The following is a 16,580-nucleotide window of genomic DNA, read 5'->3' on the forward strand; positions in this document are numbered from 1 at the left end:
GCGGAATGCAAACCGACAACACAACCGTGGACGCCGCGGAAGTCGCCAAGTTCGAAGCCATGGCGGCCGAGTGGTGGGACCCCACTGGAAAGTTCAAACCGCTGCACATGATGAACCCGGTGCGGCTGGACTACATCACCCGTCAGATCGCCGCGGAATTCGACCGTGACCTGAGCGGCGAAAAACCCTTTGCCGGCCTGCGGTTGCTGGACATCGGCTGTGGCGGCGGACTGCTCTGCGAACCCATGGCGCGGCTTGGCGCCGAAGTGGTGGGCGTCGATGCCGCCCCGCGCAACATCCCCGTGGCCCAGACCCATGCCGAACAGTCGGGCCTGCAGATCGACTATCGCCACGACACCGCCGAGGCGATGGCGGCGGCCGGCGAGAAATTCGACGTGGTGCTGAACATGGAGGTCGTCGAACACGTCTCCGACCCGCTGGCCTATCTGACCGCCTGTCACGATCTGTTGAAGCCGGGCGGCCTGCACCTTTGCTCGACCATCAACCGCAATGCCAAAAGCTTCGCCATGGCCATCGTGGGCGCCGAATGGGTCATGCGATGGCTGCCCAAGGGCACCCATGAATGGTCGAAGTTCATCACCCCCGATGAGCTGTACGAGTTGATCCGCAAGGCCGGCATGACGCCCGTGGACCGCAAGGGCTACGTCTTCAATCCGGTCAGCTGGCAGTGGTCGATCTCCGCCCGGGATCTGTCGGTGAACTACGTCACCGCCGCGCTGCGACCGGAATAAGGGAACCGGCGGGCGCAGGGGGCGTTGAGGCTGCGATGACACAGTCCCGCCCCTGCCCCGCCACGCCGATCCTGGCCGCCGATGTTCGCTGATCTTCCCCCAGCCGTCGTGCTGGCCCTCTTCGCCGGTTTTGCCGTGGTGATCGCCCTGGTGGGCGTGCGGATGACCGACTACGCCGACCGGATCGCCGACCGCACCGGGCTGGGCGAGGCGATCGTGGGCGGCGTCATCCTGGGCGCCGCGACCTCCCTCTCGGGGACAATCGTGTCGATCTCCGCCGCGATGGAGGGACGCGCCTCGCTGGCCTTTTCCAACTCCATCGGGGGCATTGCGGCGCAGACCGCCTTCCTGGCGCTGGCCGACATGACGTTCCGCCGCGCCAACCTGGAACATGCCGCCGCCGAGCTGACCAACCTTTTCCAGGGTATCCTGCTGATCTTCCTGCTTCTTCTGCCACTCGGCGCGCTGGTCACGCCGGAGGTGACCTGGCTGTCGATCCACCCGGTCTCCTTCCTGATCCCCACGCTCTACATCGCGGGTCTCTTCGTCTCGAAGACGGTGCAGGAGACACCGATGTGGACGCCGGTGCACACGCGCCACACCCGCACCGACGCCCCGGAGCAAGAGGACGAACAGACCGCGCGCAAATCGAACCTGCGTCTTTACGGCGAGTTCGGCGTGCTGATGGCCATCATGGGCGTGGCGGGCTACGGCATCGGGCAAACCGGCTCGGCCATCACCGACACGCTGGGTCTGTCGGCCTCGCTCGTGGGGGCGCTGATGACCGCCGTAGCGACCTCCCTGCCGGAACTGGTGACGACGCTGGCCGCCGTGCGGCGTGGCGCGCTGCAGCTGGCCGTGGGCGGGATCATCGGCGGCAACACCTTCGACACGCTGTTCCTGCCCCTGTCGGACATGGCCTATCGCGACGGGTCGCTCTACCACGCCGCCACCAACCAGGACTACTTCTGGGTGGTCACCTCGTCGCTGATGACGGCGATCCTGATCGGCGGGCTGGTGGTGCGCGAACGGCGCGGACCGGCGGGTATCGGGTTCGACAGCTCGGCCCTGCTGCTGATCTACGCCGGCGCCATCGCGGTGCAGGTCCTGGCCTTCGGCGGCGGCGGCTAACGCTCGTCGTCGAGCTTGCCGCGCAGTTCCCGCAGCAAGGGCAGCATAGCGCGCACCTTCTCCTCGGGGATCTCGTCCAGCATGCCGGCGAACAGCGGTGCCACCGCCGTCAGCGCCGCATCGCGGGCCTGGCGCCCGGCGGGGCTGATCGCCACCATCTTGCGCCGCGCATCATCCCAGTCGGGCCGGATGTGCACGTAGCCCGCCCATTCCAGCTTCCCCAGGGTGTTGGTCATCGCGCCGCGCGTCACGTGAAACGTCTGCGCCAGCTGCGCCGGGCTGCGTTCCGTGCCGGTCCGCGCCAGGTGGTTCAGCACCGAGAAATGCGACAGCTCCATCCCCTTGGGCAACACCTTGGACAGGCGGTTGCGGATCATCTGATCCACCGCCAGGATCTCGGAGAACAGCGCGATGGCGAGGGAATTCCTGGGTCCGTCCATGGGGCCTCAGAGCGCGGAAGTATCGAGGGAGAAGGGCCGGTCATGGCCCAGCGACGGAACCCGCTTGCGCGCACTGGTCACCGCGGCGGGGTCGATCTCGGCATAGCCGATGCCGGTCTCGGTGCCCATGTCCAGCAGGACCTCGCCCCAGGGCGCCACGACCATCGAATGGCCATGGGTGCGGCGTTCCTTCTGGTCCGGGCGGGTGTGCAGCCCGGTCTGCGCGGGCGCCAGCACGTAACAACCGGTCTCGATCGCCCGGGCGCGTTGCAGCGGTTCCCAATGGGCGGCGCCGGTGACAGGGCTGAAGGCGGCGGGCGCGGTCAGGATCGTCGCGCCGGCCTTGGCCAGTGCCCGATGCAAGTAGGGGAACCGCACGTCGTAGCAGATGGTCATCCCCACGGTGCCGAAGGGCGTTGCGGCCACCACCGCGCGGTCACCGGGGCGGTAGCCATCGGATTCGCGGTAGGTTTCATGGGCATCCACGTTCACGTCGAACATGTGGATCTTGTCGTACCAGGCGGCGATCCCGCCCTTTGGGTCGATCAGGAAGGAGCGGTTGGCGAACCGCCCGTCCGCCTCGCCCGTCTTCAGCCCTAGCGAGCCGATCAGGAGCCAGATGCCCAGCTCCGCCGCCTGGGCGCGCAGGCCCGCCAAAACGGGGTCGTCGTCCTGCATGCACAGCACCTCGCGCTGGTGCGCGCGCGAGTTCGACAGGCAGTTCGACACCTCCGGCGTCAGCACAAACCCCGCACCCTGGCCGGCGGCCTCGGCCACCATGGCGCGGATCATGCCAAGGTTGCCCTCCGGCTGATCGGTCGAGGTGATCTGAAGAAGGGCGGCTTTGACGGGCGCGGTCACGGGATCACTCCATCGCCAGTAGGGGGTCGAGCTTACCGGCGCGTTCCAGCGCCATCAGCTCGTCACAGCCGCCGACATGGATGTCGCCCACGAAGATCTGCGGCACGGTGGACCCGCCCGAGGCGCGGCTGATCATCTCGCCCCGGCGTTCGGGGTGCTGGGCGATGTCGATCTCGGTGAATTCGGCGCCCTTGCTGGTCAGCAGGCGCTTGGCGGCATGGCAGAAGCCGCAGGTCGGCTTGGTATAGATTTCAATGGTCTGCACGGGAGCCTCCGTTATCCGGTTCGGCCGCCAACCTAAGGTGCTTTGCCCACCCGCGCCAGTGCCAGAACCGCAACCGTTGCGGCACCGGCGGCCTGGCAGGCCCGGGTTGCCGCCGAAAAGGTCGCCCCCGAGGTCAGGACATCGTCGACCAGAAGCACCGGTCGCCCCGCCAGCCTGTCGGCGTACCGGGGCGCGACCCGGATCGCGCCCTTCAGGATCGCGCGCCGCTCGGCCCGCTGCCGCCCGTCCAGCGAAGGCGTGGCGCGGGGGCGTTCCAGCAGGTCGGGCAGGTCCAGCACCGCATGCGCCGCCAGGGCGCGGGCCAGCCCACGCGACAGCAGGGCCGACTGGTTGTAGCCGCGTCGCACCCGTCGCCGCCAGTGCAGCGGGATCGGCGCGATGACGGCGCCGCGGGCCACGATCCCTTCCGCCGCCTCGGCCAGCCAGGCGGCCGACGGGGCCGCGATGTCATGCCGGTCGCCATGCTTCAGCCCCAGCACAAGTTTCCGCCCCATCCCTTCATAGAGCATCACCGCCCGCCCCTGCGCCCAGGGCGGCGGATCGGCCAGGCAGCCGTCGCAGCGCGCCACCTCGCCCGGTCGCCCGCCGGGCAGCGGCAGCCCGCAGCCATCGCAGGCCAGGCCGCCGATGAAGGGCGTGTCGCGCCAGCACGGCCCGCACAGGCCGAAGTCGCTTTCGACCAGCCCGCCGCAGCCCAGGCAGCGCGGCGGATAGATCAGGCGCAGTGCCATTTGCACAGCGCCGCCGAAGCTCCTATCTAATCGCGCATGACCCATCCGATCCTCACCGATACCGACGCCCTGGCCCGCAATCGGGCCCGCGCCACCGCAGACGCCCTTTTCCTGCACGAGCGCGCCGCGCTGGACCTTCAGGATCGGGTCGAGATGGTTAAGAGAGAGTTTACCGATCCCCTGCTGATCACCCCCTACCCCGACCACTGGCGCGCGCTGAGCGCGCCCTTCCCGGTCGCGCCGCGGATCATCCCCGCGGCGGAAGTGCTGGACGTGGAACCCGGATCCGCCGACCTGGTGATGCATGTCTTCGACCTGCACTGGTCCAACGACCCGGTCGGCCAGCTGATCCAGTGCCGCCGCGCCCTGCGGCCCGACGGGCTGATGCTGGCGGTCTTCTTCGGCGGCCAGACCCTGACCGAGCTGCGCGCCTGCCTGGGCCAGGCCGAGGTCGAGGTGACGGGCGGGTTGTCGCCGCGCATCGCCCCGATGGGAGAGATCCGCGACATGGGCGGCCTGCTGCAACGGGCGGGGTTCGCCCTGCCAGTGGCCGACAGCGACGCGGTACAGGTCGACTATTCCTCGCCGCTGAAACTGCTGGCGGACTTGCGCGCCATGGGCGAGGGCAACGCGCTGAACGACCGGCTGCGCCACCCGACGCGCCGGGCCGTCATGATGCGCGCGGTGGACCTTTACCTGCAGACCCACGGCGACGCCGAGGGCCGCGTACCCGCCACCTTCGAGCTGGTCACCCTGACCGGCTGGGCCCCGCACGAAAGCCAGCAGAAACCGCTGCGTCCCGGCTCCGCCCGCGCCTCCCTGGCCGAGGCGCTGAGCACCACCGAGACGCCACTGAAATCCTGACGGCGCGGCGGCCCGCGCCTGATGACGTGACGCATTGACCCGGGGCGTGAACCCTCTATCCCCGGGGACGACATTGCCAGGAGAGCCCCCATGGACGACGCAACCCGCCCCGACCACGCCCCCGCCAGCCACCCGGCCATCCCGCGGGAGAAGGTGGGCGTGCTGCTGGCCAACCTCGGCACGCCGGACAACACCGACTACTGGTCCATGCGCCGCTACCTGTCCGAGTTCCTCAGCGATCAGCGCGTCATCGACTATCCGAAATGGAAATGGCAGCCGATCCTGCAGGGCATCGTCCTGTCGATCCGCCCGTTCAAATCCGGCGCGGCCTACCGCACGATCTGGAACACCGAAGACGACGAATCACCCCTGATGACGATCACCAAGGCGCAGACCGCCGCGCTGACCGCCGCCCTGGCCGAACGCTATGGCGAAGAGGGGGTGATGGTCGATTTCTGCATGCGCTACGGCAACCCCTCGACCCGCTCGAAGGTGCGCAAGATGGTCGAGGCGGGTTGCACCAAGATCCTGTTCTGCCCCCTCTACCCGCAGTACGCCGGCGCCACGACGGCCACCGCCAACGACCAGTTCTTCCGCGCGCTGATGGAGGAGAAGTGGCAGCCGGCGACCCGCACCCTGCCCCCCTATTTCGACAGCCCCGCCTATATCGAGGCGCTGGCGGCTTCGGTTGAACGCAAGTACGCGGAGATGGAGGACAAGCCCGACATCCTGGTCTGTTCCTACCACGGCCTGCCCTTCCGCTACCTGACCGAAGGGGATCCCTACCATTGCCAGTGCGTGAAGACGACGCGCCTGCTGAAGGAACGGCTGGGCTGGGACGACGGGCAGATCACCACGACCTTCCAGTCGAAGTTCGGTCCCGAAGACTGGCTGCAACCCTACACGGTGGAAGAGGTCGCGCGCCTGGCCGAGGCGGGCAAGAAGAAGATCGCCGTGATCGCCCCCGCCTTCTCCGCCGACTGCATCGAGACGCTGGAGGAGATCAACGAGGAAATCCGCGAGAGCTTTGAACATGCGGGCGGCGAAAGCTTCACCTACGTGCCCTGCCTGAACGACGACGAGGAACACATCGCCGCGCTGGCCTTCGAGATCGAGCGCAACCTGCAGGGCTGGCTGGACTGACGCGCCCCGGGCGGGCCTGTGGCGGCCTGCCCGACCCAGGCCCGGCGTCCTCGGATCTGGGCACCAGACATGAAAAAAGGCGGTGGATTGCTCCACCGCCTTCTTTTTTGCTATGCGCCTGCCGAATTAGTCGGCGATGGCTGCAGCAACCACGGCCAGCAGGATCAGCGGCAGGATGATGCCGGCGGACGAGCTGGTGGTTTCTTCGACGACAACCGGAGCTTCGATGACCGGCTCGGAGTAGGCGCCAGCGGAAGCGGTGGTTGCGGCTGCGGCCAGAGCGGCGGCGAGAACGAGTTTTTTCATTTTATCCTCCAGATAAAGGCCGGCAGACGAATAGACATAAATCGACCGGCACCCAAGACTTACCTCGTGATTCCGTCATACGCGGGCCGGGGCGCAAAATGCAATTGGCAACATGCGTAAGGTCCAACCCGCACAAGGAAATGTCGTCAAATAAGCAACACTTGCGTGCCCACTTGCGACAGGTCGAACAACTCCAGGATGTGTTCATTGTACAGACCGATGCAGCCGTTGGAGGACCGGCGGCCGATCTTGCGCGTGTCATGGGTGCCGTGGATTCGGTAGTAGGTCCAGCTGAGGTAAAGAGCGCGCACGCCCAAGGGGTTATCCGGTGCGCCGCCCTCGACCACGTCAGGCCACTCGGGGTTGCGTTGCTTCATCGAGGGCGTCGGGCGCCAGGTCGGGTTTTCCACCTTCTGCACCACCGAGGTGCGGCCGCGCCGGGTCAGGTCCTCGGTCAGCGGCACCGAGGTGGGATACAGGCGATAAACCGACTGGTCCTCAGACCAGAAGTGCAGCGCACGGCTGTCGATATCCACCAGGATGGCACCTTTGCGGGTGTTGTCGAAATAGGGGCGCCAGTCGAGCGAACGGAAGGACGAGATATTGCGGCGCGCGGTTTCGTTCGGGTCACGCTCCACTTCCGTCGAGTTCTCGAAGGGGGTCGCATATTCGCCGCCGCCGACCACCTGGCCGAGGGCGGGACTGGCGAGGGCAGCGGCACCGCCGGCAAAGAAGGCACGCCGCGTGGGAAATTTGGGGAAAGTCATCTTCATCTCCGTATCCGATCTGGCCAAATGGCGCCGGACCTGCGGCGGCACCATATGGCGAAGTTGCCGCAGTCGCAATTCAAACGCATGTCATTGAACCGCCTCACGGGCATGTGCGTTTGAAAAGGTCACCCGGCCGCGCTAAGCGGTCTTAGCTTTACTTAACTCGGCGGAGCCCCAATGCGTTTCATTCTACTTCTCCTGCCTGCCATGCTTTTCCTGTCCGGCTGTGTCAGCCCCGTGTCGCAGCAGCCCACGACGACCCTGGCCGCCGACGGCAAACCCCTGCCCAAGCTCTACCGGATCTCGGGCAATGCGCGGAACCGGATCCCCTACGAGGTCCTGGATTCGGTCAACACCCTGCGCAGCGCCGCCGGCGCCCCGCCGGTGCAGCTGAACCCGCAGCTGACCGCCGCCGCCGCCACCCATTCGCGCGACATGTCCAACCAGAACCGCCCCTGGCACTTCGGCTCTGACGGCTCCTCGCCCATCGACCGCGTGCAGCGCGTGGGCTACCCCGGCGGCCTGATCGGCGAGAACATCTCGGAGACATACGAAACCGAGATGGAGACGATTTCCGCCTGGATGGACAAGGACGACACACGCCGCGTGCTGCTGTCCAAACGCGCCACCGACATGGGCTTTGCCTGGCATCAGGAAAACAACGGCAAGATCTGGTGGACCCTCATCATGGGCGCCCGCAGCCCCGAAATGGCGATGGCCCAGTAATCGCATCCCGTTAACCGCATAGGCGGTTAATCCAAGACATATCAGACAGTTACGAAAAGGGCGGCCCGCGGGCCGCCCTTTTTCATGTCGCATGACATGCCGCGATCCGACCGGGGGTCAGGGGTGGATGTAGATCGGGGTGCCGTTGCCCACCATGGCGTAGATCTCCTCCACCTCCTTGTCGGAGACGGAGATGCAGCCGGCCGTCCAGTCCTGCGGCGCGTTGCGGTACTTGCGCGGCTTGCCGTGGATGAAGATGTCGCCCCCCGGGCTGCGCCCCTGCTCCTCGGCGAAGGCCATGTCGGTCTCGTTTGGGTAGGACACGCCGATCGACAGGTGGAACTGGGAGTTCGGGTTGCGGCGGTCGATGATATAGGCGCCCTCCGGGGTCTTGCCGTCGCCCTCGAACTGCTTGTGGCCCACGGGCGCGAAGCCCAGGCCGATGTCGTAGGCCTTCAGCACCTCGTCGTGATGCATCAGGTACATCCGCCGCTGACCTTTCAGCACGTGGATGCGCGTGACCTCCGGCCCGCGGTAGGTCTGGAACTTGGAACAGGCCGTGGCGACTGCCGCCAGGACCAGGGAAAGCACTGCCCGTCTTTTCATTGATCTGCTCGTTTTCGGGGTTTTCGCCAGTCTACCAGCCCGCATGGGGCCGCGAAAAGCGGCAAGGCGGCGATCACGACTTGTTGAGCGAAAATCCGGCCACGACCTCCACATGGGGCGACCAGCGGAACTGATCCACCACCGTCACCGGGCCCATCCTGTAGCCGGCGGCCAGTAGGTGGCGCGCGTCACGGGCAAAGGTCACGGGGTTGCAGCTGACAGCGGCGATCACCGGCATGCGGGCCTCGGCCAGGGCGCGCACCTGCGCCTCGGCGCCCGCCCGCGGCGGGTCGATCACCACGGCCTGGATGCCCTTCAGGTCGTCGCCCTCCAGCGGATCGCGGAAGAGGTCGCGCTGCATCGCGCTGAGGGCGTGCAGCCCCCCGGCGCGGCGCCAGCCGTCTTCCAGCGCGGCGGTCATGGCGCGGTCGCCCTCGACCGCCAGCACCTCGGCCCGTTCCGACAACGGCAGGGCGAAGGTGCCGCAACCGGCGAAGAGGTCCGCGACCTTCTTGGCGCCCTTCACGATCTCCAGCACATGGGCCAGCAACGTGTCCTGCCCGTGCTGCGTGGCCTGCAGGAAGGCGCCGGGCGGCGGCACCACCTGGGCGCGGCCGAACCGCTGGAAGGGCGGGTTGCGGGTGACGATCAGCTCGCCCTCCCACGACAGCCGCGCCAGGTCGAGCTTCTGCGCCGCCTCGGTCAGCGTCAGCCGCAGGGGTTCGTCCAGTTCCTTGCCGCCCTTCACCGAGATGTCGAGCCCTGCTTCCGACAGGGTCGCCAGCACCGACAGCTCTCCCTTGCGGGCCCCGCCCGCCACGGCCAGCGCCTCGGCCACGGGGATGGCGCGCATCAGGTCGGGATGCAGCAGCTGGCAATCGGGCACCTCGACGATGGCGCCCGAGGCGCGCCCGTGGAAGCCGGCGATGGCCCCCGATTTCGTGCGCCGCGCCGACAGGGAGGCCCGGCGGCGGGACTGCGCGGGCGAGGTCTCGACGCCCGCGATCTCTGCCTCGATCCCCTGGCCTGCCAGGGCGGTTTCCACGATCCCGCGTTTCCAGGCCGCCACGTAACCGTCGCCCGCGTGCTGCACCGCGCAGCCCCCGCAGGAGCGGAAGTGCCGGCAGGGCGCCGCCACCCGTTCGGGGGCGGGTTCGAGGATCTTCACCCCTTCCAGCCGGTCGCCCGAAAGGGTGCCGGTCACCCGTTCCCCGGGCAGGGTCATGGGGGCGAAAATCGGGCCTGTGGGGCCTGCGGCGATCCCGTCGCCGTGGTGGCCCAGTCGCTGGATCTGAAACTCTTGCATGGCGCGGCTCCTACATGAGGCGCGGCGCTTCGCCTAGCCCTTTCGCAGCAGGGCTCACTCGGCGGCCGCGCCGCCCTGGGCCTCTTCCGCCTCGTCATCGTCCGTCACCAGGAAGCCGCCCGACTGCCGCGCCCAGTAGCGGGCGTAAAGGCCCTCCTGCGCCAACAACTCGCGGTGGCTGCCCAGCTCGGCGATTTCACCGTCATGCAGCACCACGATCCGGTCCATGTGGGAAATGGTCGACAGGCGGTGCGCGATGGCCAGCACCGTCTTGCCCTGCATGACGTTTTCCAGCGCCTCCTGGATCTGCGCCTCGACCTCGCTGTCCAGGGCGCTCGTGGCCTCGTCCAGTACCAGGATCGGCGCGTCCTTCAGAATGGCACGGGCCAGGGCGATGCGCTGCCGCTGTCCACCCGACAGCTTCACCCCCCGCTCGCCCAGCCGGGCGTCGTAGCCGGTGCGCCCCTCGAAATCGGACAGTTCTTCGATGAAGGCATGCGCCTCGGCCTTGTCGGTGGCCTCCATCAGCTCATCCTCGCTGGCGTCAGGACGGCCATAGAGGATGTTTTCCCGCGCCGAGCGGTTGAACATCGAGGTGTCCTGGGTGACCAGCGCGATATTGCGGCGCAGACTGTCCTGGGTGACGCCCGCGATGTCCTGCCCGTCGATCAGGATGCGGCCCTTTTCGGCGTCGTAGAGGCGCAGCAGCAGCGAGACCAGCGTCGACTTGCCCGCCCCCGAGGCGCCCACGATGCCCAGCTTCTCGCCCGGGCGGATCACCAGGTCGAGGTCCTTCACGCCGCCCTTTTCCTGCCCGTAGGCAAAGCCCACGTGGTCAAACCGGATCTCGCCCTGGGGTACCACCAGGTCGGTCGCGCCGGGCTTGTCGTGCAGCCGCACCGGACGGCCCAGGGTGCGCATCCCATCCTCGACCTCGCCCACGCTGGCATAGATGCCCATCAGGGCGAAGCTGACCCAACCGGTCATCTGCGCCACCCGCACCGCCACGGCGCCCGCCGCCACGATGTCGCCCACGCTGGCCGTGCCCCGCGACCAGAAGATCAGCGTGCCACCGACCAGCAGCACGGGCAGCAGCCCGCCGATGATGGTCAGAAGCGCCCGGAAGGCGGTGGAGATGCGGCCGAAGGACAGCGCCGTCTGGCGGAAGTTCTCCAGCGCCCCAAGTGCCGCGCGGTCCTCATGTTCGGTGTGGGCGAACAGCTTCACCGTCTTGATGTTGGTGATCGTGTCCACGACCACGCCCGACACCATGGCCCGGGCCGAGGCCCGTTTGGCCGAGCGTTCGCGGATACGCGGCATGAAGACACGGATCAGGGCGAAATAGCCCGCCAGCCAGAGGAGGAAGATCAGCCCCAGCCAGCCGTCGATCGAGATGATCAGCGCGATCGAGCCAGCCAGGGTGGCCAGGGCGAAGGCCACCACGTTGATGACCTCGAAAGCCACGTCGGTCATGGCGCGCGAGGTCTGCATCTGTTTCTGGCTGATGCGCCCGGCGAAATCGTTGTCGAAGTAGACGACCGACTGACCCATGGTCCAGCGATGCACGCGGCTGAGCACCAGCGAGAAGAGGTTCGGCTGCAGGATCATCGAGGTGGCCGCGGTCGACAGCCCCATGAACAGCGGCCGCGCGATCAGGAAGAAGCCGAGCGCGCCCAGCAGAAGCGCCAGGTTGGCGACGGAGAAGAACGCCTCGCGGCCCATGGTCTCGGCCCCGTCGACCACCGCCCCCAGGATCCAGGCGGTGCCCGCATCCGCCGCCCCCGACAGCGCGGCCAGGAATGCGCCCAGGGCAAGGCCCGGCCAGGCGCCGGACAGGCACCAGCCCATGAAGGCCAGCAATGTGTCGGGCGGCGCGCCCTTGGCCGGGCGATAGGGATCGACCAGTTTCGCAGGCCAGGTCTTGATATTGAGCATGTCGGGCCCCTTTCGCCTAGTTATCCCCGCGCGCATCGGGGGATTCAAGCGCCGGCGTGGGACAGGCGGAAAGCTAGAGCGCGGCCAGCAATCCGCCAGCGTCGAGGGTGAAATCGGAGGCGATCCACAGCGCCTCCGCCCGGCGCAGGGCCTCACCCAGCGCGCGCCCCTGGAACCGGGGCTGCAGGTCCTTCGCGCTCAGCGGGAAGGTCTGCGCCGCGCCGAACCGCGCACGGGCCATGGCGTCGGGCGGCAGGGGCATCTCCAGCAGGGCCTCCCGCAGGAGCAGGATCGCCTGCGCCTCCTCCTCGCCGTGGCGCCAGCCCAGCTCTGCGGGGCCGCGGGTGCCGGTTGCCTCGTCGCGAAGCCGGGTGATGCGCGCCGCATCCTTCTTGGGCAGCCGCAGGGCGGGGCCCGGGTCCTCTCCTCCCAGGGCGGCGAGGCGCAGCACCGGATCGGGGGCGCGACCCTGCGTGCCCTCCAGATGCACCAGCGGCCCCAGCGCCCGCAGGCCGGCACCGGGCAGGACGTGGCGCAGCACGCCGGTCTGATCCATGGCCGCCAGGGCGCGCATCGGATCGGCGACCGACAGCAGTTTCACCAGTTCGGCCCCAACGCGTTCGCGCGACAGCCCGTCGATGCCGTCGGCATTGGCGGCGATGGCCGCCAGGGCCTCGGGGTCCATGCCGGCGTCAGGATCGCCGAACCGGGCGTGAAAGCGGAAATAGCGCAGGATGCGCAGGTAATCCTCGCGGATGCGCTGATCGGGATCGTCGATGAACCGCAGGCGACGCGCGCGCAGATCCCGCGCCCCCTGCCCCAACGGATCGGCCACGCGCCCTTCCGGATCGGCATAGAGCGCGTTCATGGTGAAGTCGCGGCGCCGCGCGTCCTCGTCCATCGTGTCGGCAAAGTCCACCACGGCGCGGCGGCCATCGGTTTCCACGTCGCGGCGCCAGGTCGTCACCTCATGCGGGATGCCGCCCGAGACCACGGTGATCGTGCCATGGTCGATCCCCGTCGGCAGCGCCTTCAGCCCGGCGGCCTGCGCCAGGGCCAGCGTCGTCTCGGGACGCGCATCGGTGGAAATGTCGATGTCCCCGACCGGCACGCCCAGCAGCGCATCGCGCACGCAACCGCCGACGAACCAGGCCTGGTGCCCACCCTCGGTCAGCGCATCGCAGACCGCGCGCGTGGCGGGCGCCGTCAGCCAGTCGCCGGTGATCCGCGGGGCGTCCCCGGTCATTGCCCGACCTCCACCGCCTCGGCCAGAACCCGCAACATCCGCGCCGTGGCGCCCCAGATGTAATAGGGCCCCCAGGGGACGGTGAAGTAATGGCGCATGGAGTTCTGCCAGCGCCGCGACTGGATCGAATAGTTGCGCCGGTCCAGCACATGGGCCAGGGGCACGCGGAAGATCTCCTCGACCTCGCCGGGTTCGGGGCGGGCCACGAAGGGGGCGGTGACGCAGGCAATGACCGGGGTCACCTGAAAGGCGGTGACGGTGCGATGCTTGGGCAAGGTGCCCAGCACCTCGACATGCGAGGGCGGCAGGCCGATCTCCTCATCCGCCTCGCGCAGGGCGGCGGCAATCGGGTCGGCATCGCCCGGGTCCTGCTTGCCCCCCGGAAAGGCGATCTGGCCGGGGTGATGTTTCAGCCGGGAGGAGCGTTTCGTCAGGATCACATGGGGCACGCCGCCCAGATCCTCGACCGCACAAAGCACGCCCGCCGGCCGCGTCTTCACATTGGCCAGCAGATGCGCGTCATCATTCAGATCGAAATCCGACGATGGCTCCGTGGCGCGGGACAGCGCCACGGAGAGCAGGTCACGGGGATCGCGTGGATCAGTCCTTCGACACATCGTTGCCAAGGGCGTCCTTCCCTTCAGCCTCGAACCCGACGGTGGCCGGATCCAGCACGTAATGGGCGCCGCAGAACTGGCAGTCTGCGGTCACGACGCCCTCTTCGGTGGTCATCGTCTCGATGTCCTTGGCCGAGTAGATCGACAGCGACTGCCGCACCTTGTCCTCGGAGCAGGAGCAGCCGAACTTCACCGGCTGGGAATCGAAGACGCGCGGCACTTCCTCGTGGAACAGGCGCACCAGAAGGTCGGTCGGCGCCACGGAGGGGCCGATCAGCTCCAGCTGGTCGACCGTATCCAGGTGGAAGTTCACCCGGTTCCAGTTCTCCGACTTCTCCTCGTCGCTCTCCACCAGGTCACTGGCGGTCAACAGGCCCTTTTCGCCGCTGCCTTCGCTGACGTGCATCCCGGCGCCCGGCATCATCTGAAGCATCACGCCCCCGGCGCGCCAATGTTCCTCGCCGCCCGCTTCGCGCGACAGGCCGTAGGACAGGTTGAACCGCGTGGCGATCTGTTCCGACTGAGCAAAGTAGGCCTCGGCGCAGGCGCGCAGCGACCCCCCGGCCAGCGGGGAGATCCCCTGGTAGGGCTGCATGCCCTGGCCCTGGTCGATCAGGATGGCGAAGTAGCCCTCATTGCCCAGCTGCGACCAGGGGTCGTCGCCGGTGACCTTGTCCTTGTCGTAAGAGGCATAGGCACGGATGCGCGCCGGCTCCCCCTCTTCGGTGGGGCCGTAGTAGTCGGTGGCGATCATGCGCACCGCGCCCCCCTTGGTCTGCACCTGCAGCGACAGTTTCCAGCGCAGCTTGATCGTCTGGCCGATCAGCGCGGTCAGCAGCGCCATCTCGGCCACCAGGGCCTCGACCGCGCGCGGGTAATCGTGCTGCTTCAGGATGCCGTCCAGCACCCCGTCCAGCCGCGCCACGCGGCCGCGGATGTCGGCATTGTCCAGTTGGAACGGCAAAACGGTGTCGTCCCAGGCGATCTTGCTGCTGAGGGTCATGAAATGGGTCCTATCCGCTTGCTCTTGGCATAACCCGGTGCCACCTAAGGGGCAAGCGAGCCCGCTTCAAGGAGACATCATGCGTCGCTACGGCAAGCCTCCCCTGTCCGACACGCAATACACCCTGCGGCCCGGGGCCTATGCGATCCTGCCACGCGACGGGAAACTGCTGCTGACCTACCAGGCCGAACCGGAGGCCGAGGTGCAGCTGCCCGGCGGCGGCATCGATCCCGGCGAAAGCCCGGTGCGCGCCCTGCACCGCGAGGTCTGGGAAGAAACCGGCTGGACCATCGCCGCACCGCGCCGGGTCGGCGTCTACCGCCGCTTCGTCTGGATGCCCGACTACGACATGTATGCCGAGAAGCTGTGCCACATCTACATGGCGCGCCCTATCATGGCCCGGTCCGAGCCGATTGAGCCGCATCACACTGCCCTTTGGATGGCGCCGGAGATCGCGGTGGACCTGCTGGGCAGCGAAGGCGACGCCGGCATCCTGCGCCAGCTGCTCTAGCACGGGCTGACTACCCCGGCGCCGGCTGCGGGTATTCCAGCAGCACGGCGGAAATGTCATCGGGGAACTCCTCTTCGCCGCCGTAGTCCCCCAGCTGCCACAACATCCCCTCCAGAAAGGCGGTGCCAGAGGCGCCACGCAAGTCCTGCAGGATCCGGGCCAGCCCGTCGCTGTCCAGAAGCCGCCCTGTCGGATCGGGGCATTCGGTGATCCCGTCGGAGGTGACAAGCAGGCGATCCCCCGGGCGCAGGACCAGTTCGTATTCCTCGAACGCGACCTCGGGCAGCAGGCCCACGGGCACGCCGGGCCGCCCTACCTCCGCGATGTGGCCATCGGCGCGTTGCAACACGGGATGGGGATGGCCCGCCTGCACCAGCCGCACCCGCCCCGTGGTCATCTGCACATGGGCCAGGATCATGGTGAAGTAGTGCTCGGTCGTCATCTCCCCCAGCACCAGGTCGTTGAGATGGGCCACCACCTCCGCCGGATCGCGCGGCGCATAGCCGCCCCCGGGCAGCGCGCGGATCGCCACGTTCTGTTCGGGCACGGCCGAGGACAGGTAGCCCGCCAGCCGCGCCGTCATCAAGGCCGAGCTGATCCCGTGGCCCGACACGTCGATGGCGAAACAGCCGAAGGTCTGCTCGTCGATCGGGTAGAACCCCACCAGGTCGCCGCCGACGCGCCCGGCGGGGCGCAGCAACAGCGAGATCTGCATCGGCCCGAAGGCGCGGTGCCGGTCGCGCACCAGGCTCTGCTGCAGCTTGCGCGCCTCGATCAGATCTCTGTCGATCACGTCATGGGCGGCCTGAAGCCGGCTGACGGTCTGGCGGATGATGCGGTTCTTCGCCGTCAGCTCCTCCTGCATGTCGAGGATACGTTCGCCGGCGTTCAGCCGCGCCCGCAGCTCTGCCTTGTTCACCGGCTTGGTCAGGAAATCGTCGGCCCCGGCATCCAGCCCTTCGGCGGCATGGACCTTCTCGTTCTTCGAGGTCAGCAGCAGGAAATAGCCATAGCTCTCCCGCTCCAGGGTGCGGAACTGCTTGCAGAAATCCAGCCCGTCCATGCCCGGCATCATCCAGTCGCTGATCACCAGGTCGGGCGGCCAGTCGCGGCAGACGGCCAGGGCGGCCTCCCCGCTGTCGGCCTCGCGCAGCTCATACCCCCAGCCCGACAGCGACGACAGCAGGATGCGCCGCTGCAACCGGCTGTCATCCACCACCAGCACGCGGCGCGCGGCCTGACCCGGGGCAGAGATCCCCTCCGCCCCGTCCTCCGGCAGCACGGGGCGCGCCCCTGCCCTCTGGTCGCTTTTCAACTGCACATCCAAGACCACTTGCCTGTTTCGC

General features: G+C 67.9%; 19 protein-coding genes. 6 read left to right on the top strand and 13 right to left on the bottom strand.

Annotated elements, in window-relative coordinates:
* The first annotated feature begins 5 nt into the window (after positions 1-5).
* Both ubiG and CVM50_RS08835 read left to right on the top strand, forming a co-directional pair.
* A complete protein-coding gene (gene ubiG / locus CVM50_RS08830) occupies positions 6-752 on the top strand; it encodes a bifunctional 2-polyprenyl-6-hydroxyphenol methylase/3-demethylubiquinol 3-O-methyltransferase UbiG (RefSeq protein ID WP_085889577.1) in 747 nt (248 codons plus the stop codon).
* 81 nt (positions 753-833) lie between these two features.
* Positions 834-1,883, top strand: a complete 1,050-nt coding sequence (locus CVM50_RS08835; RefSeq protein ID WP_085889576.1) for a sodium:calcium antiporter — start codon at positions 834-836, stop codon at positions 1,881-1,883.
* Here the strand turns inward: CVM50_RS08835 and CVM50_RS08840 are convergent.
* From CVM50_RS08840 to CVM50_RS08855, 4 genes are read right to left on the bottom strand one after another with little or no spacing between them, the layout of a single operon-like run.
* The gene (locus CVM50_RS08840) at positions 1,880-2,323 is read right to left on the bottom strand and encodes a MarR family winged helix-turn-helix transcriptional regulator (RefSeq protein ID WP_085889575.1); all 444 of its coding nucleotides are present in this window, start codon (positions 2,321-2,323) and stop codon (positions 1,880-1,882) included. The two genes, CVM50_RS08835 and CVM50_RS08840, sit on opposite strands and share 4 nt — an antisense overlap.
* Before the next feature lie 6 nt (positions 2,324-2,329).
* Complete coding sequence (locus CVM50_RS08845) at positions 2,330-3,184, bottom strand: carbon-nitrogen hydrolase family protein (RefSeq protein WP_085889574.1); 855 nt, start codon at positions 3,182-3,184, stop codon at positions 2,330-2,332.
* Positions 3,185-3,188: 4 nt separating this feature from the next.
* Positions 3,189-3,449, bottom strand: a complete 261-nt coding sequence (gene grxC / locus CVM50_RS08850) for a glutaredoxin 3 (protein WP_085889573.1) — start codon at positions 3,447-3,449, stop codon at positions 3,189-3,191.
* A gap of 32 nt (positions 3,450-3,481) precedes the next feature.
* Complete coding sequence (locus tag CVM50_RS08855; protein WP_232618195.1) at positions 3,482-4,201, bottom strand: ComF family protein; 720 nt, start codon at positions 4,199-4,201, stop codon at positions 3,482-3,484.
* A 36-nt stretch (positions 4,202-4,237) separates the two neighbouring features.
* Here CVM50_RS08855 and CVM50_RS08860 point away from each other — a divergent pair, with 36 nt between their 5' ends.
* Together CVM50_RS08860 and hemH are read left to right on the top strand one after the other, a co-directional pair.
* Positions 4,238-5,065: a methyltransferase domain-containing protein gene (locus CVM50_RS08860; protein WP_085889571.1), complete on the top strand. Its 828-nt coding sequence runs from the start codon at positions 4,238-4,240 to the stop codon at positions 5,063-5,065.
* 90 nt (positions 5,066-5,155) lie between these two features.
* The gene (hemH, locus tag CVM50_RS08865; RefSeq protein ID WP_085889570.1) at positions 5,156-6,208 is read left to right on the top strand and encodes a ferrochelatase; all 1,053 of its coding nucleotides are present in this window, start codon (positions 5,156-5,158) and stop codon (positions 6,206-6,208) included.
* A 126-nt stretch (positions 6,209-6,334) separates the two neighbouring features.
* Here the strand turns inward: hemH and CVM50_RS08870 are convergent, their stop codons facing one another.
* A complete protein-coding gene (locus tag CVM50_RS08870) occupies positions 6,335-6,514 on the bottom strand; it encodes a hypothetical protein (RefSeq protein ID WP_085889569.1) in 180 nt (59 codons plus the stop codon).
* Positions 6,515-6,660: 146 nt separating this feature from the next.
* Positions 6,661-7,281 (bottom strand): L,D-transpeptidase, encoded by a 621-nt coding sequence (locus tag CVM50_RS08875; protein ID WP_085889711.1) that lies wholly within the window; start codon positions 7,279-7,281, stop codon positions 6,661-6,663.
* A 180-nt stretch (positions 7,282-7,461) separates the two neighbouring features.
* On the opposite strand from CVM50_RS08875, the gene dalA reads away from it, so the two are divergent.
* Positions 7,462-8,010 (top strand): divisome-associated lipoprotein DalA, encoded by a 549-nt coding sequence (gene dalA, locus CVM50_RS08880; protein ID WP_085889568.1) that lies wholly within the window; start codon positions 7,462-7,464, stop codon positions 8,008-8,010.
* A 117-nt stretch (positions 8,011-8,127) separates the two neighbouring features.
* Here the strand turns inward: dalA and CVM50_RS08885 are convergent, their stop codons facing one another.
* The 6 genes from CVM50_RS08885 to hslO form a co-directional block, all read right to left on the bottom strand.
* Positions 8,128-8,616 (bottom strand): L,D-transpeptidase family protein, encoded by a 489-nt coding sequence (locus tag CVM50_RS08885; RefSeq protein WP_085889567.1) that lies wholly within the window; start codon positions 8,614-8,616, stop codon positions 8,128-8,130.
* Between the two features lie 73 nt (positions 8,617-8,689).
* On the bottom strand, positions 8,690-9,922 hold the full coding sequence (locus CVM50_RS08890) for a class I SAM-dependent RNA methyltransferase (protein ID WP_085889566.1): 1,233 nt from the start codon (positions 9,920-9,922) through the stop codon (positions 8,690-8,692).
* A 54-nt stretch (positions 9,923-9,976) separates the two neighbouring features.
* Positions 9,977-11,857: an ABC transporter ATP-binding protein gene (locus CVM50_RS08895; RefSeq protein ID WP_085889565.1), complete on the bottom strand. Its 1,881-nt coding sequence runs from the start codon at positions 11,855-11,857 to the stop codon at positions 9,977-9,979.
* 73 nt (positions 11,858-11,930) lie between these two features.
* Complete coding sequence (locus CVM50_RS08900; protein WP_085889564.1) at positions 11,931-13,103, bottom strand: CCA tRNA nucleotidyltransferase; 1,173 nt, start codon at positions 13,101-13,103, stop codon at positions 11,931-11,933.
* Positions 13,100-13,720 carry a CoA pyrophosphatase gene (locus CVM50_RS08905; protein WP_085889563.1) on the bottom strand — a complete coding sequence of 207 codons (621 nt, stop codon included), beginning with the start codon at positions 13,718-13,720 and terminating at the stop codon, positions 13,100-13,102. The genes CVM50_RS08900 and CVM50_RS08905 overlap by 4 nt, the downstream gene beginning before the upstream one ends.
* Positions 13,704-14,723, bottom strand: a complete 1,020-nt coding sequence (gene hslO / locus CVM50_RS08910) for an Hsp33 family molecular chaperone HslO (RefSeq protein WP_085889562.1) — start codon at positions 14,721-14,723, stop codon at positions 13,704-13,706. Before hslO ends, CVM50_RS08905 begins: the two co-directional genes overlap by 17 nt.
* 76 nt (positions 14,724-14,799) lie before the next feature.
* Between hslO and CVM50_RS08915 the strand changes: the two genes are divergently transcribed.
* A complete protein-coding gene (locus tag CVM50_RS08915) occupies positions 14,800-15,234 on the top strand; it encodes an NUDIX domain-containing protein (RefSeq protein WP_085889710.1) in 435 nt (144 codons plus the stop codon).
* A gap of 10 nt (positions 15,235-15,244) precedes the next feature.
* Here CVM50_RS08915 and CVM50_RS08920 read toward each other — a convergent pair whose 3' ends face one another.
* On the bottom strand, positions 15,245-16,549 hold the full coding sequence (locus tag CVM50_RS08920) for a PP2C family protein-serine/threonine phosphatase (protein WP_408634056.1): 1,305 nt from the start codon (positions 16,547-16,549) through the stop codon (positions 15,245-15,247).
* Between the last annotated feature and the right edge of the window lie 31 nt (positions 16,550-16,580).

The organism is Pseudooceanicola marinus, from assembly GCF_002786295.1.
Taxonomy (GTDB): domain Bacteria; phylum Pseudomonadota; class Alphaproteobacteria; order Rhodobacterales; family Rhodobacteraceae; genus Pseudooceanicola; species Pseudooceanicola marinus.